The sequence below is a fragment of the Halomonas sp. 1513 genome (genome assembly GCA_001971685.1).
Taxonomy (GTDB): Bacteria; Pseudomonadota; Gammaproteobacteria; order Pseudomonadales; family Halomonadaceae; genus Franzmannia.
Genome location: CP019326.1, coordinates 2,088,477 through 2,103,689 on the forward strand (window position 1 = coordinate 2,088,477; position 15,213 = coordinate 2,103,689).

At 65.7% G+C, this 15,213-nt stretch carries 16 protein-coding genes; 10 read left to right on the plus strand and 6 right to left on the minus strand.

Translation table 11 applies throughout. The features are described 5' to 3' along the window. Positions 1–170 precede the first annotated feature (170 nt). A complete protein-coding gene (locus tag BWR19_09345; GenBank protein ID APX94974.1) occupies positions 171–1,127 on the plus strand; it encodes an aminomethyltransferase in 957 nt (318 codons plus the stop codon). On the opposite strand, the gene BWR19_09350 is transcribed toward BWR19_09345, so the two are convergent. From BWR19_09350 to BWR19_09360, 3 genes are all read right to left on the minus strand, one after another. Continuing rightward, a complete protein-coding gene (locus tag BWR19_09350) occupies positions 1,110–1,886 on the minus strand; it encodes a hydrolase TatD (GenBank protein ID APX93118.1) in 777 nt (258 codons plus the stop codon). The genes BWR19_09345 and BWR19_09350 overlap by 18 nt on opposite strands. Before the next feature lie 201 nt (positions 1,887–2,087). Further along, the gene (locus BWR19_09355) at positions 2,088–3,677 is read right to left on the minus strand and encodes a peptide chain release factor 3 (GenBank protein ID APX93119.1); all 1,590 of its coding nucleotides are present in this window, start codon (positions 3,675–3,677) and stop codon (positions 2,088–2,090) included. Between the two features lie 100 nt (positions 3,678–3,777). Then, entirely contained in the window at positions 3,778–4,041 is a 264-nt protein-coding gene (locus tag BWR19_09360) for a hypothetical protein (GenBank protein ID APX93120.1), read from the minus strand. A gap of 129 nt (positions 4,042–4,170) precedes the next feature. Here BWR19_09360 and BWR19_09365 point away from each other — a divergent pair, with 129 nt between their 5' ends. Beyond that, entirely contained in the window at positions 4,171–5,445 is a 1,275-nt protein-coding gene (locus BWR19_09365) for a two-component sensor histidine kinase (protein APX93121.1), read from the plus strand. 35 nt (positions 5,446–5,480) lie between these two features. Continuing rightward, positions 5,481–6,020: a two-component system response regulator gene (locus BWR19_09370; GenBank protein APX93122.1), complete on the plus strand. Its 540-nt coding sequence runs from the start codon at positions 5,481–5,483 to the stop codon at positions 6,018–6,020. Here BWR19_09370 and BWR19_09375 read toward each other — a convergent pair. Beyond that, positions 6,017–6,430 carry a hypothetical protein gene (locus tag BWR19_09375; GenBank protein APX94975.1) on the minus strand — a complete coding sequence of 138 codons (414 nt, stop codon included), beginning with the start codon at positions 6,428–6,430 and terminating at the stop codon, positions 6,017–6,019. The genes BWR19_09370 and BWR19_09375 overlap by 4 nt on opposite strands. 86 nt (positions 6,431–6,516) lie before the next feature. Between BWR19_09375 and BWR19_09380 the strand changes: the two genes are divergently transcribed. The 6 genes from BWR19_09380 (at position 6,517) to BWR19_09405 (ending at position 11,582) form a co-directional block, all read left to right on the plus strand. Beyond that, entirely contained in the window at positions 6,517–7,326 is an 810-nt protein-coding gene (locus BWR19_09380) for an inositol monophosphatase (protein ID APX93123.1), read from the plus strand. A 134-nt stretch (positions 7,327–7,460) separates the two neighbouring features. After that, positions 7,461–7,736, plus strand: a complete 276-nt coding sequence (locus tag BWR19_09385) for a glutaredoxin (protein ID APX93124.1) — start codon at positions 7,461–7,463, stop codon at positions 7,734–7,736. Between the two features lie 137 nt (positions 7,737–7,873). After that, positions 7,874–8,641, plus strand: coding sequence for a DUF1338 domain-containing protein (locus tag BWR19_09390; protein APX93125.1), 768 nt, complete (start codon positions 7,874–7,876; stop codon positions 8,639–8,641). A 251-nt stretch (positions 8,642–8,892) separates the two neighbouring features. Next, positions 8,893–9,765: an acyltransferase gene (locus tag BWR19_09395; GenBank protein APX93126.1), complete on the plus strand. Its 873-nt coding sequence runs from the start codon at positions 8,893–8,895 to the stop codon at positions 9,763–9,765. A 17-nt stretch (positions 9,766–9,782) separates the two neighbouring features. Then, on the plus strand, positions 9,783–10,637 hold the full coding sequence (locus BWR19_09400; GenBank protein APX93127.1) for a peptidase M23: 855 nt from the start codon (positions 9,783–9,785) through the stop codon (positions 10,635–10,637). A 330-nt stretch (positions 10,638–10,967) separates the two neighbouring features. Beyond that, complete coding sequence (locus BWR19_09405; protein ID APX93128.1) at positions 10,968–11,582, plus strand: alpha-ketoglutarate-dependent dioxygenase AlkB; 615 nt, start codon at positions 10,968–10,970, stop codon at positions 11,580–11,582. 94 nt (positions 11,583–11,676) lie between these two features. On the opposite strand, the gene gcvT is transcribed toward BWR19_09405, so the two are convergent. Both gcvT and BWR19_09415 read right to left on the minus strand, forming a co-directional pair. Further along, on the minus strand, positions 11,677–12,789 hold the full coding sequence (gene gcvT, locus BWR19_09410; protein ID APX93129.1) for a glycine cleavage system protein T: 1,113 nt from the start codon (positions 12,787–12,789) through the stop codon (positions 11,677–11,679). 69 nt (positions 12,790–12,858) lie between these two features. Beyond that, positions 12,859–14,244 carry a sodium:alanine symporter family protein gene (locus BWR19_09415; protein APX93130.1) on the minus strand — a complete coding sequence of 462 codons (1,386 nt, stop codon included), beginning with the start codon at positions 14,242–14,244 and terminating at the stop codon, positions 12,859–12,861. Between the two features lie 515 nt (positions 14,245–14,759). On the opposite strand from BWR19_09415, the gene BWR19_09420 reads away from it, so the two are divergent. Further along, on the plus strand, positions 14,760–15,152 hold the full coding sequence (locus BWR19_09420) for a glycine cleavage system protein H (GenBank protein APX93131.1): 393 nt from the start codon (positions 14,760–14,762) through the stop codon (positions 15,150–15,152). The last annotated feature ends 61 nt before the right edge of the window (positions 15,153–15,213 follow it).

Sequence of the window (15,213 nt, forward strand, 5' to 3'; positions counted from 1 at the left end):
CCGGACTTGAATCATCGGGCGCCGCCCCCATTGAGAGTCCAGATCATTCTTTGCACCACTGCCTGTTCGTCACCCTTCCTGGAGTTGCCATGCTTGACTGGAGCCAGCACCAAGGCGCCACTGCCTGTGGCCCGCAGCGCGTCACCTTTGCAACGCAAGCCGATCGCGCACTGCCGTCCGAGCAGACGACCATCACACCGCTCGTGCATCTCGGGGTACTGGAGGTGCACGGTCAGGGGGGAACGCGCTTCCTGCAGGGGCAAACCAGCGCCCAGGTCGAGCACGCCAACGGCCGCGCCGCGCCCTTGACGTGTTTTTGCACGCCCAAGGGCAGGATGCTGGCCAGCGCCCAGCTGCTGCGCATCGACGCCGAGCGGCTATGGTTGGTCATGCCGGTGGAGCGGATCGCCGCGCTCCAGTCGCATCTCGGCAAGTTCGCCCCCTTCTACCAGGTCACCCTCAGTGCCCGCGACGACCTAGCGCTGGTCGGTGTCATGGGCGACGCGGCACCGGCACGGGTAGAGGCAGAGACGGGCCTGGCCGCGCCCCTGCCGTGGCATCACACAGGTGACTCGGTGCAGCAAGTGCTGTGCCATCCGGGGCCAGCGCCGCGCTTGATGCTGATCGCACCCCAAGAGGAGATGACCGCCCTGTGGCAGAGGCTCTCGACCACGGCGACACCGGTAGGCAATGCCGCGTGGTGCCTGCAGGACATCCAGGCCGGGCTGGCATGGGTCGGTGAGCCCCAGCAGGACGCCTATCTGCCGCAGATGTTCAACTGGGAAGCCTTGGGTGGCATCAGTTTCAAGAAAGGCTGCTACACCGGCCAGGAGGTAGTGGCCAGGGCCCACTTCCGCGGCCAGGTCAAGAAGCGCCTGTCACGCCTGCGGTGTGATGGGGATGCGCTGCCGGCGCCCGGCGACGGCGTGGAAGATGCCAACGGCAAGCGCCAGGGGGATGTGATCGCCGCCGAGTTCGATGCGCATGGCCGAATCGAGCTGCTGGCCGTGCTCAGCACCCGCGAGCTGGCCGAGCCGCTGACGGTCGCTGGCCGGCAGTGCGCGCCACAGGAGCTGCCCTACGCGCTGGAACGCCTCGACCCCGAGACGCTATTCGCGGCCTCCTGAGGCCGTACCGAATAGCCGCTGCGCAGTAGCGCTGCTGGCCGCGGCCACCTGCTCGACGTCCTCGCCTCTCAGTGCCGCTACCTGCCGGCACACCTCGGCCACACGTGCCGGCTCGTTGCGCTCTCCCCGGTGGCTGGCCAGCGGCATATCGGGGCTGTCCGTCTCCAGCACATAGCCCTCGTCGGGCAGCGCGGCAACGGCGCGCTGCAGGCGCTTGGCTCGCGGATGGGTGAGCGCGCCGCCCAGCCCGACCACGAAGCCGAGTTCGATGAAGGCCAGCGCCTGCTCGGGGGAACCGGCAAAGCCGTGAATCAGCCCACCGTCAGGCGGAGCCAACTGACGCAGCCGCTTGGCGAGCCGGTCGTTGGCGCGCACGCAGTGGATCACCAGCGGCAGCCCATGGCGTTTGGCCAGGCGCACTTGGGCATCGAACAGCGGCCACTGAGCGTCCCAGCTCTCGCCGAAGCGCGCATCGATCCCGCATTCGCCCACCGCTACCACCTGGGGGTTGGCCGCCAGCGCGTCGTCCAGGGCCTGCAGGTCATCGCCGCCGTGCTGGTCGATAAAATAGGGGTGCAGCCCCAGGCACACCGAGACATCGTCGCGGCGCCCCAGCACCAGCACGTCCGGCCAGCGGGCGCGGGTGGTGCCCGGCACCACGAAGGCAGCCACGCCTGCTGCCCTGGCCCGTGCGAACACCGCCTCGCGGTCGGCATCGAAGTCGGGGAAATCCAGATGGCAGTGGGCGTCTATTAGCATGGCTAACGTCTCTGCTGGCAGGCATTAGGCCGCGGCCAGGGGTGGCGGAGCCGGCTGATCTTGGCACATGCAACGCTCACACGCTGTAAACCCATCCCTGGGCGCTCCATTCTTCATCCCTGAAGAATGAGGTTCGCTTATGCATATGCCAAGCGCCGGCTGGCACAGCTCGCTTCATACTCGGCGCTGGGCGCTTGAGGCTCAGTGCTCCCTTGTCGCGGCAAAGCGAATATCCGGCCAGCGCTCCTGGGTCATCTGCAGATTGACTCGCGTGGGAGCGATATAGGTCAGGTAGCCGCCGCCGTCCAGCGCCAGGTTGGCGCTCGCCTTGCGCTTGAACTCGTCGAGCATCTTGGCATCGTCGCAGTAGATCCAGCGCGCGGTCTGCACGTTGACCGCCTGGTAGACACAGTCGACCTTGTACTCCTCTTTGAGTCGGTGGGCGACCACGTCGAACTGCAGCGACCCCACCGCCCCGACGATCAGGTCGTTGTTATCCAGTGGCATGAAGACCTGGGTCGCACCCTCCTCCGAGAGCTGCTGCAGGCCCTTCTGCAGCGCCTTCATCTTCAGCGGGTCCTTGAGCTGCACGCGCTTGAACAGCTCCGGCGCGAAGTGCGGAATCCCGGTGAAGCGCATGCTCTCGCCGACGGTAAAGGTATCGCCGATCTGGATGGTGCCGTGGTTGTGCAGGCCGATGATGTCGCCGGGCCAGGCTTCTTCGACCTGGGACCGGTCCGAGGCCATGAAGGTCAACGCATCGGCGATCTTGACGTCCTTGCCGATGCGCACGTGGCGCATCTTCATGTTCTTGTCGTACTTGCCGGAGCAGACCCTCAGGAAGGCCACCCGGTCGCGGTGTTTGGGATCCATGTTGGCCTGGATCTTGAAAACGAAGCCGGTAAAGCGCTCGTCGTCTGCGCTGACGTCGCGGGTGTCGGTCTCACGCGGCTGCGGCGCCGGGGCGTACTCGACGAAGCCGTCGAGCATCTCACGCACGCCGAAGTTACCCATGGCGGTGCCGAAGTAGACCGGCGTCAGCTCGCCGCGGCGATAGGCATCGAGATCGAATGCGTGGGAGGCACCGCGCACCAGCTCGACCTCCATGCGCAGCTCCTCGGCCTGGTCGGCGCCAAGCACCTCATCGACCTGGGGGTTGTCGAGCCCCTCAATGCGCTTGTCATCGGGAATCCGGCTGCCCTGGCCCTGGGTATAGAGGTGAATGACGTCGTTGTAGAGGTGATAGACGCCCTTGAAGTGACGGCCCATGCCGATCGGCCAGGTCATCGGTGCGCACTGGATATTGAGCACCGTTTCGACCTCGTCCATCACCTCGATGGGGTCGCGGATATCGCGGTCCATCTTGTTGATGAAGGTCAGGATCGGCGTGGTGCGCAGGCGGCACACCTCCATCAGCTTGATGGTGCGGTCCTCGACACCCTTGGCGCCGTCGATCACCATCAGCGCCGAGTCCACCGCGGTGAGAGTGCGGTAGGTGTCTTCGGAGAAGTCTTCGTGCCCCGGGGTGTCGAGCAAATTGACGATGCGTCCGCTGTAGGGGAACTGCATCACCGAGGTGGTCACCGAGATGCCGCGCTCCTGCTCCATCTTCATCCAGTCGGACGTGGCGTGGCGCTCGGCACGCTTGCTCTTCACCGACCCGGCCAGCTGGATGGCATTGCCGAACAGCAGCAGTTTCTCGGTGATGGTGGTCTTGCCCGCATCGGGGTGCGAAATGATGGCGAACGTGCGGCGCAGCTCGGCTTGGCGAGCAATGTCGGTGTCTGGCATGGTCGGCCCTGATGACGAATGAGCGGCCGCCCAGCTGGCGGGCGGCATAGTGGCGCGCATGATAGCGCATCCCGCCACCACCTCGCATCCTGCCGGCCCGCTAGCCGTCGCGCAGGTAGCGCACCCCGTCGAGCTCCAGCGACTCGACGTCGCCGAAGGACACCATGTGCCCCTCCAGGTCACCGGGGGCCCCGTGGCTGCCCTCCAGCTCGGGCTCGGGAATCACCTTGAGCCCCGTCGCCCCGATATGCTGCACCCTGGCCGGATAGCGCGCCTCGGCGGTGACCACCACCACGCGCTCGCCGGCCATGCAGCAGTGCAGTCGTTCGATCAGTTCGGCCTGGGAAATCCGTTCGTCGCGCATCCTGACGCTCCTTTTCCATGGTCTGTCTAGCGAGTCTAGGCCCTTGAAAGTAGGGGCTCAAGCCGTCACGACGGCTGAGCTTGTCGCAGCGATGGGGTATCATGGCGCCAAGAAATCTCCGGAGCGCCCATGCACCCCGCCCTACCCCTGCCGCTATCGACGCCCAATCGTAACCTGGTACGCCTGACCATCGTGCGCGGTATCACCTGGACCGGCTTCCTGGCGGCGATCATCTTCGGCATCGAGGTCATCGGTTTCCAGCTGCGCGTGGTCCCCGTCATCTGCGTCATCGTCGCCATGGGCCTGATAAACGTCGCCACCTGGTGGCGGCTGGGTCGACCGCGGGCGGTCACCGACACCGAGTACCTGTTCCACCTGCTGGCCGATGTCGCCGGGCTGACGCTGCTGTTCTATTTCACCGGCGGCTCCACCAACCCCTTCATCACCTACTACCTGGTGCCGATCACCATCGCCGCCGCGACCCTGCCATGGCGCTTCGCCTGGCTGATCGCCAGCGCCTCGATGGCGGGATACACCTTTCTGATGCTGTTCTTCGAGCCGGTGCCGCAACTCAGCCACGGCATCATCGTCGGCTCGATCAGCCTCCACGTGCTCGGCATGTGGCTCAACTTCGGCCTCTCGGCGGGACTGGTGACCTTCTTCATCTACAAGATGGCTCACGCGCTGCGGCGACGCGACCAGACCCTGTCCCGCACCCGCGAGGCCGCGCTACGCAACGAGCAGGTGCTGGCGGTGGCCACCCAGGCCGCCGGCACCGCCCATGAGCTCGGCACGCCGCTGTCGACCATGGCAGTGCTGCTCAAGGAGATGCGCGACGAAGCCGGCGACAACGACCCGCTGTGCGCCGATATCGACCTGCTGCGCCAGCAGGTCGACACCTGCAAGTCACGGCTGCAGCACCTGGTGGCCAACGCCGACCGGCGGCGCCTGGCCGAGCCCGAACAGCGCCCCGCCGGCGAGTGGCTGGCCCAGGTCGTGCAGCGCTGGCTGGTGCTGCGGCCCGACGTCAGCCACCGCCTCGACATCGCCGAACGGCGCGGCATGCCTACCCTGGCGGTGGATGCTACCCTCGAGCAGGCGCTGATGAACCTGCTCAACAACGCCGCCGACGCCAACCCCGAGCAGATCGCCATCAGCCTCGACTGGGACAGTGACGAAGTCATCATCGACATTCGCGATCATGGGCCGGGCGTGGCGATGTCGATCGCCGACCAGCTCGGCGATACCTTCGTCTCGACCAAGAGCAAGGGCATGGGGATCGGGCTGTTCCTGACCCACGCCACCATCAACCGCTTCGGTGGTGGCGTCAGCCTCTACAACCATGAAGAGGGTGGCACCCTCACCGAAGTGAAACTCCCGCGCCTGGATACCAGTCAAGGCTAGGGGTGCCACTGCACCACGCGTCACGAGGAAAGCGCATGCACGAGCAACCGCAACGCCTGCTGATCATCGACGATGACGAGATGTTCTGCCACGTCATGCAGCGCGCCATGACACGCCGCGGCTTCGAGGTCGAGGTGGCCATCGACGCCGAGCAGGCGCTGATCCTGGCCCACCGCCTGCAGCCCGAGATCGCCACCCTGGACCTCAAGCTGGAGCACTCCTCCGGTCTCAAGCTGCTGCCCGAGCTGCTCGAGGCGGTGCCCGGCTGTCGGGTGGTGGTATTGACCGGCTATTCGAGCATCGCCACCGCCGTCGAGGCTATCAAACTGGGCGCGGTCAACTACCTGTGCAAGCCGGCCGATGCCGATGAGATCCTCGCCGCCCTCGACAAGCAGGACGGCGACCCCAACACCGAGCTGGCCGACAACCCCCCGTCGATCAACCGCGTGACCTGGGAACACATCCAGAAGGTACTGCAGGAACACGACGGCAATATCTCGGCCACCGCCCGGGCCCTGGGCATGCACCGCCGCACCCTGCAGCGCAAGCTGCAGAAGCGCCCGGTGCGCCGCTAGGGCTCGCCCAGCACCCGCTCGATCATGTGCTGGGCCAGCCGATTGGCGTCGTGGAGCGACTCGAGGTCAGCGAGATCGTCGAGCAGCGGACACTGCCAGAGGCCGTCACTGTCGCCCAGCGCCAGCGGATCGAGCGGATACTCGCCGCCGGGCAGCGCCAGCCAGCGCCGCGGCATGTCGTCACGCAGGGCAGTGGGGGTGGCGTTGACCACCGCCAGCGACAGCGAGATCGGCGTGATCAAGGCCCCGACCAGCTCATGGCTATCGGGCAGCGGCTGAAAGCACAGCAGGTCGACCGCCAGCCGCGGGTTGCGCCCGGGGTGGCGCTTGATGCTGGCAGCGCAGCGGTGCTGATAGGCCCGCGCCAGCTGCTGCAAGCGTGCATACTGCTCGACGGACAAGGCCCGCATGGTGCTCATCCCGGTCATCATGGCAACATCGCCGCCGCGCAGCGTAGACTGATCTTTTTACGACGGCAATGCCTCAGGAGTCGCCCATGCCTCTCGCTTCCCGTCTCGATGCCGCCATCGAGATCGCCCACGACGCCGGCCGCATGATCCTGGAGGCGCGCCGTCATCAGGACTTCGCACAGCGCTATAAGGGCGGCCATGAGCTGGTGACCGACACCGACCTGGCCGTGGATCAGCGCATCGCCGAGCGCCTCGAGGGTGCCTACCCGGGCGAAGCACGCCTCACCGAAGAGCTATCGCCTGAACGCGACGCCATTGAGAAGCGCGGCCCGCTATGGGTCGTGGACCCCATCGACGGCACCGTCAACTTTGCTCATGGATTGGCCCATGTCGCGGTCTCCATCGCCTGGTGCGAGGATGGCAAGACCCAACTCGGCGTCGTCCACGCCCCCTTCCTCGGCGAAACGTTCAGCGCGCTGCGCGGCGAAGGCGCCTGGCGCAATGGCGAACCGATTCGCGCCAGCCGCTGCGACGACCTGAACCGCGCGCTGGTGGCCACCGGCTTCCCCTATCGCCGCGAGTCGCGCCCGCCGCTGCTGCGTCGGCTGCAAGCGGTACTCGGCGAGTGCCAGGACATCCGCCGCAACGGTGCGGCGGCCCTCGACCTGTGCGACGTCGCCTGCGGCCGGCTCGACGCCTACTATGAAAGCGTATCACCCTGGGACTTTGCCGCCGGGGTGCTGATCGCCCGCGAAGCCGGCGCCCGAACCGGGCACCTCTACGCACCGCCCGGCGGAATCCCCAGCGATCTCTACGGCGAGAACATCGTAGTGACCAGCCAGGCCATCCATCGCCCGCTGTGCGAGCTGCTCAAGCATGCCGACGAGGGGCGCTGAAGGCGGACATAGCGGCCCATCATCGCCTGCGTAGTGCACCGCTATTGGCATCTGGTCGCGAGTTGCGAAACAATAGCGGCCAGCTCTCTAGTAGTTTTTAAATATCTCATATTGCATTGCAAGGAGTCCCCCCTATGTTCGTCGTGATCTTCGGCCGTCCCGGCTGCCCGTTCTGCGTACGCGCCAAGGAGCTCGCCGACAAGCTCAGCGACATCGGTGCCATTGGCGGCTACCGCTACGTCGACATCCATGAAGAGGGCATCACCAAGGCCGACATGGAGAAGACCATCGGCAAGCCGGTAGATACCGTGCCGCAGATCTTCATCGATCAAACCCATATCGGTGGCTTCACCGAATTCGACCGCTATGCAAAGGACAACGAGCTGATGCCGGAAACCGCCGCTCACTGAGCGTCGCGTGCATCCAGCGTGATCATCTGCGCCCGGCAATGCCGGGCGTTTGCGTCTTTGCCGCGTTGAAAGCCACCCCTCGCCGCCTGCCTATACTCAGCTCAAACGCAGGCCCACGGGCGGGAGGCAAGCACACCATGCAGCGCCAGGAATTCCTACAACAGCTGTGGCTGGACTATATCCATCTCCACCCCGAGCTTGGCGCGCTGCGAGTATGGCCCATCGATGCGCCTGCCGAATACCTGGCACTGCTGACGCTGAATCACGGTCGCTATGCTGCCAGCGCGCTGCTGCCCACCCTGCAACACTTCGGCTATCGCCCGGTAGAGCGCTACGCCATGGCCGACCGCGGCCTGCTCGCCACGCTGCTCGCTGCGCCCGACGACGGTGCCTGGCTGGTGGTCTGTGAACTACAGCTGAACACCCTGCCGCGAGACGCACGCCATACCCTCAAAGGGCTGGTCGACAGCGCCCATCCCGACGACTGTCGCGGCCAGAATCTGCTGTGCCGCGGACGCCCCTGGCCAATGCCCGACTGGCCGACGTTCCAGCAGCTAGAGTCGGCTCACCCGCTGGCGGCCTGGCTTGCCGTGATGGGGCCACGCCTGCATCACGCTGGCTTCGACAGCGAGCGGCTCGGCCACGAGCTGGTCGATCTCGACCGGCAGCTGCATCAGACCGGCCTGATCGGCAGCAGCGATCGCCACCACGGGCTGTTCCCGATCTCGCCGCTGCTCAACTACCGCTTCTACCCGACCTGCTCGCGTCGCCTGGCATTTGCCGCCGGGGACGAGCACCGCATCGCCCTGGGCGGCCTGGCACTGGTTCAGAAATGCCTGCCCAACCCTTCCGAGCGTGCCGCCGAGCACCTGCTACCCCAGCATACGCGCTGCGAGATCGCCTGATTCAGCGGCCGGGTTATGCACATTTCCTGTGGATAACGCTGTGCAAAGCCGCTGCACAATCGCCGACGAGCGCGATCCCACTGACCCTCTTCTCAAGATGGTCAGTTTTTCGACATTTGACCGTCATCATTCTGCGCTAGACATCTCATGCCTGGACAATGACACGAATCATGCTGGCGACCCGCGCATACTGGGCATGCCGTTGGTCTTGCAGTAGGATTGTCTTGTTATCGCCGCTCCGGAGACCCTCCATGCCGACCCTGAAGGGGCTCGTCAGCGCATGCCTGATGATCGCGACCACGCTGTTCTGGGGCATCCCACTGTTCGTACTGATCCTGTTGAAGCTCGTCGCCCCAGGGCGGGCGGCAAAATTGCGCGTGCTGGCCGGCCTCAATGCCGTAGCACTCAACTGGATCGGCGCCAACCTGTGGTGGATGCGCCGCTGGCTCAAGCCCCAGCTCGACATACGCCGCCCCGACGGCTTGTCGGCGCAACGCTGGTGGCTGGTGCTATCCAACCATCGCAGCTGGACCGATATCTTCGTGCTGCAGTTCGCGCTGCACCGGCGCATTCCCATGCCGCGCTTCTTCATCAAGCAGCAGCTGATCTGGATACCCATCGTGGGACAGGCCTGGTGGGCACTCGAGTACCCGTTCATGCGCCGCTACAGCCGCGAACAGCTGGCACGCAACCCGGCCCTCGCCGAGCGTGACCGCCGTGCCACCCAGCGCATGTGCGAGCGGGCTCGCCAGATGCCGCTGGCGATCTACAACTTCGTTGAAGGCACCCGCTTCACAACCGCCAAGCGCGACGCGCAAGATAGCCCCTATCGCCACCTGCTGCGGCCCAAGGCCGGCGGTACGGCTCAAGTCGCCGGCCTGCTCGGCGATAGCCTCAGCGGCATTCTCGACGTGACCCTGAGCTATGCCAACCCCAACCCGACCTTCTGGGGCTTCCTGTGTGGGCGCGAGGGCCAGATCCACTGCCATATCCGGCGCCTCGATGTACCGCCCTGGATGCCCGGTGGCGACTACCATCAGGACCCGGACTACAAGGAACGCTTCCACACATGGATCAACGCGCTGTGGCAGGAAAAGGACCAGCTCCTCGACACCTCGTCCTGACGCTGCTGATAGCCTGGATGCTGGCGGGCTGTGCCGGCCCCTCGTCGTCTCCCCAGCGCATCGACGCTATCAACGGCCAGTGGATCACCGTGCAGCGTGGCGACACGCTGGGCGCCATTGCCGCGCGTGCCGATGTGCCGCTGGAGCGCCTCACGCGCTTCAACCCCGGGGTCGAGCCACATCGGCTGGCCGTCGGCCAGCGCCTTCTGATTCCCACCCAGCAGGAGCGCGCGCCTTCCGGAGGGCCCTATCGCTATCAGGTTCGACCCGGCGACACCTACTCGGGCATCGCACGCCGCTTCGGCACCAATCCCGCCCGGGTCCAGGCGGCCAACAGCAGCATCCCCGCCAATCGCTTGCAGGTCGGCCAACTGATCCAGGTGCCGCTGGGCGGAGGCGCCAGCACCTCCGGCAGCAGCGGGACGGCGGCGAGCAGTGGCAGCAGCAGCCCCAGCCGACCCGCCGCCCAGCGCCCCGACCCCGGCGATCTGCCCGGCAGCGCCCGCAACTGGCCGTGGCCGCTGGACGACTATCGGGTGGTGCGCCGCTTCGGCCCCGACGACCGCGGCACCCTGCAGCCGATGCTACTCGCCACCCAGAACGGCAGCGAGGCCAAGGCCGTCGCCGACGGCCAGGTGCGCTTTGCCGGTAGCATGCGGCAGCTGGGTCGCGTGGTGATCGTCCACCACGACGGCAACCTGCAGAGCGTCTATGCGCTGTGCGGCGAGCTCAAGGTCGCCGATGGACAGTCGGTCAGCCAGGGCACGCCGGTGTGCCAGGTCGACTACAGCAACAGCACCGAGCGCCACGACCTGCTATTCGATCTACGCCACGGCGGCAAGCCGGTCGACCCCGCCAAGGTGCTGCGCTAGGACAGCATCTTCATCGCCTTGTCATGGGCATGCCGATGGCCTGTCACACTGATCCACGACGCTAGGGGGCAGTTCACCACGCGGGAGCTCCCCCATGCGCGTATGCCTGGTCAGTGAAACATGGACACCCGACATCAACGGCGTCGCCCATACCCTCGACCAATTGAGCCAGCCGCAGATCGCTGAGCGCTTTCTGCATATCCTGAATATTGCCATGCTGCATCGCGATGAACGCACCACCCACCCTGCCGGCCTCTAAGCGACCGGATCGCATCGCCCGCCTGCCGGCGCCAGGATGACAGGTCGCGTGGCGGCTGGCATGCTTGGCACATGCACACCCCGCCCGACTGGCAGACACTGCTCGATGCCCCGCCGCTGTGGCGGAAAGACGCCTGGCTGGATGCCGACGAGGCGGACCGGCTGCTGGTTGGTCTCGACCGTGACCTCGACTGGCAGCAGCCCAGCCTGACGCTGTTCGGCCGCGAGCACCCGATCCCACGCCGCCAGGTGTGGATGGGCGACCCAGAGGCACGCTATCGCTACTCCGGCCGCGACTTCTTGCCTGAGCCCTGGCACCCCCAGGTGGCGCGGCTGGCCGAGCGCATCGCTCATGCCCTGCGCCCCTTCGGCGAGGTGCCGCGATTCAACAGCGTGCTGCTCAATCGCTATGCCAGCGGTGAGGAGCGCATGGGTTGGCACAGCGACGACGAGCCGGAACTGGGCCAGGACCCGTTGATCGCTGCCGTCAGCCTGGGCAGTGAGCGACCGCTGCGCTTTCGCTGGCGCGACCGACGCGCCGCGGCCTTCAACGTCAACCTTCCCCACGGCAGCCTGCTGCTCATGGGGCGCGGCGTGCAGCGCCAGCTACAGCATGCGCTGCTGCCGCGGGCCGGCCATGGCATCCGCATCAGCCTGACCTTTCGGCATATCATCGTCGGCCACTAGGCATCGACGCTAAAAAATGCGGGCCGCACGCCAAGTCGTGCGGCCCGCAACAGCGTCATGCAAGCGCTAAAGATAACGGTATAAAAAGGCGCTATCAGCCGCGATGGTAGCCCGGCTTGACGAACGGCATCTTGCTCACCGTCATCGGCAAGCGCTTGCCGCGCACCTCGGCAAACACCTGGGTACCTACCTCGGCCTGGTCGATGGTGACATAGCCCATCGCCACCGGCTGGCCGACGCTGGGGCCAAAGCCGCCCGAGGTCACCACGCCGATCTTGACGTCGTCGGCGCTGAACAGCTCGGCCCCCTCGCGCACCGGCGCCCGGCCTTCGCCGAGCAGCCCGACCCGCTTGCGGGTGTGATCCTTGGCCTCGACCTGATGCAGGATGAGATCGGCTCCCGGAAAGCCCGCGGCCCGCTCAGCGCCGCGCCGCCTAGGCTTGCCGATGGCCCAGATCAGACCCGCCTCCACCGGTGTGGTGGTGGTGTCGATATCGTGCCCGTAGAGGCACAGGCCCGCCTCGAGACGCAGCGAGTCGCGGGCACCCAAACCGATGGCTTCTACCTCCGCCTCGGCCAGCAGCAGGCGCGCCAGTGCATCGGCCTGCTCCGCCGCCACCGAAATCTCGAAACCGTCCTCCCCGGTATAGCCACTGCGGCTGATCCACACCGCAATGCCGCCGAGCTCATAGCGGCCGTGCTGCATGAACACCATCTCGCAGGCGGCCGGGCACAGCCGCTGCATGACGCTGGCCGCCGCGGGCCCCTGCAGGGCGAGCAGGCCGCGATCCACGACCTCGACCTGGTAGTCGCTACCAAGCCCGGTGCGCAGGTGGCTGATGTCCTGCTCCTTGCAGGCGGCATTGACCACCAGATAGAGATGCTCACCGGCGTTGACCACCATCAGGTCATCGAGGATACCGCCCTCTTCCGAAGTGAACAGCGCATAGCGCTGCATGCCGGCGGGCAACCCGACGATATCCGCCGAGACCAAGGTTTCCAGCGCCTCGGCGGGCCGCGGCCCATGGATCAATACCTGACCCATGTGCGATACATCGAACAGGCCGCACGCCTGGCGAGTATGCTCATGCTCTTTCTTGACCCCAAGGGGGAACTGCACCGGCATCTCGTAGCCGGCGAAGGGCACCATCTTGCCACCCAGTTCCAGATGCAGGTCGTAGAGTGGCGTCTTGCTGAGTTGCGTCATGGTATCGGTCCATTGGCGAGTGGCTAGCGGATTGGCCACGCGGCAGGTTCGTGCCGCGTGGCCCTACGGTTACTTAGGCAGATCTTCGCCCGGCAGCACCTCCTTGCCGTCGAAGTAGTCGCGGGTCAACTTGAAGACCATCGGCGACAGCAGCGCCAGCGCGATCAGGTTGGGGATCGCCATCATGGCATTGAAGGTATCGGCCATCAGCCAGATGAAGCCCAGCTGGGCCATGGCGCCGAGCGGGATGGCCAGCACGAACAGGGTGCGGTAGAGCATGATCGAGCGCGTGCCGAACAGGAACTGGAAGCACTTCTCGCCGTAGAACGACCAGCCAAGAATGGTCGTGAAGGCAAAGATCGCCAGCGCGATCGAGACGATCTGGTTACCGACCCCAGGCAGCGCCGCCTCGAACGACAGCGCGGTCAACGATGCCCCGGCCTCGCCGTCGATCCATACCGTGGAGGTCAGGATCACCAGCGCGGTGATGGTGCACACGATGATGGTATCGATGAAGGTACCGAGCATGGCGATCAGGCCCTGGCGCACCGGGTTCTTGGTCTTGGCGGCGGCGTGGGCAATCGGCGCGCTACCCAGGCCGGCCTCGTTGGAGAAGATGCCGCGCGCCACGCCGAAGCGGATCGCCGCCATCACCGCCGCCCCGGCAAAGCCGCCCATCGCCGCATGCGGGTTGAAGGCGTAGTAGAAGATCATGCTGAAGGCGCTGCCGATCTCGCTGGCATTGATGATCAGCACCACGATACCGGCGGTGATGTAGGCAATCGCCATGATCGGCACCAGCTTGCCGGCCACCTTGGCGATGCGCTTGATGCCGCCGAGGATCACCGCCCCGGCCAGCACCATGATCACCACCCCGGTGATCCAGTGCGGCAGGCCGAAGGTGGAATCGAGGGCGTCGGCCACCGAGTTGGACTGCACGGTGTTGCCGATGCCGAATGCAGCCACGGCGCCGAAGAAGGCGAAGGCACCGCCCAGCCACATCCACTTCTTGCCCAGGCCATTCTTGATATAGAACATCGGCCCGCCGACATGGTTGCCGGTACTGTCGGTCTCGCGATAGCGCACCGCCAGCACCGCCTCGGCAAACTTGGTGGCCATGCCGACCAGTGCCGTGATCCACATCCAGAACACCGCGCCGGGCCCACCCAGCGCAATCGCGGTCGCCACGCCGGCAATATTACCGGTACCGATGGTGGCCGACAGTGCCGTCATCAGCGCATTGAAGGGCGAGATTTCGCCGTGCTTGTCGGACGTGTCCGCGCCGGGCTTGTCGCGTCCCTGCCACAGCAGGCTGAAGCCCATGCCGAGCTTGCGGATCGGCATGAACTTGAGGCCCAGCTGGAGGTAGAGGCCCACCCCCAGTAGCAGTATCAACATCAACGGGCCCCATACCACGCCGTTGATGGCGGTAAAGAGACTGGTCAAGGTTTCCATGGTCGTTCCTTTCAATCCTGGTGCGTTATTGTTGTGCCCCGACGCCGCTGACCTGATCGCCGCGCCAGACACCTGTCCTCAACCGCGAGGGAGGAGGACAAGGCCGTCCCCGTGGTCGAATGGGCTAACCATAGCGGATAACCCCACCCAGGCTCTACAACAGCAGACCATCGAGTTGTTGGAATGCGACAATAGCGGCCATTCATCGCCACGCACCAAGCATCCCGCCCAAACGAAGAAATAATTTTCCGATACGAAACTCGGCGCAGCTTACTGCGACCCGTCGGGCACCGCAAGCGGCCCGCTGCCACGCACCAGCCCCGGCCAACCAGCATGGACCGCGGCAAGACGCTGGCTATTAGCGTAGTCGAGGGCCGCCCCCCGCGCAGGGCTGGACGAGAGACGCGCCAGCGGCCAACCTGTCAGAGCGGTCAGTGCGGCAGAGACTCGCCATCGCGCGTAAATGGCGGTACGATTCCCTGATTCAGAAAACCTTTTCGTATAGGAAAAACACTATGAGTGCTATCCCGTCCAACCTGCGTTACACCAAGAGCCACGAGTGGGTACTCGACAACGGTGACGGCACCGTCACCCTGGGTATCACCGATCACGCCCAGCAGGCGCTTGGCGACGTGGTCTTCGTCGAGCTGCCGGAAGTCGGCCAGGAGCTTGCCAGCGGCGAGGAGTTCGGCGTGATCGAGTCGGTCAAGGCCGCCTCGGACCTCTACGCGCCGCTTGGCGGCGAGGTAGTGGCCGTCAACGAGAACCTCGAAGATGCCCCCGAGACCGTCAACGAATCGCCCTACGAAGACGGCTGGATCGCCAAGCTCAAGCTCAGCGACAGCGACGCCCTCGCCGGCCTGCTCGATGCCGAGGCGTATGGCGCAGTGGTCGACGCAGAAGACTGAACGACTTTCGGCCGGGTCGTGAACGACCCGGCCTCGCCCCTTTTCTTTTCCCGGGACTGAC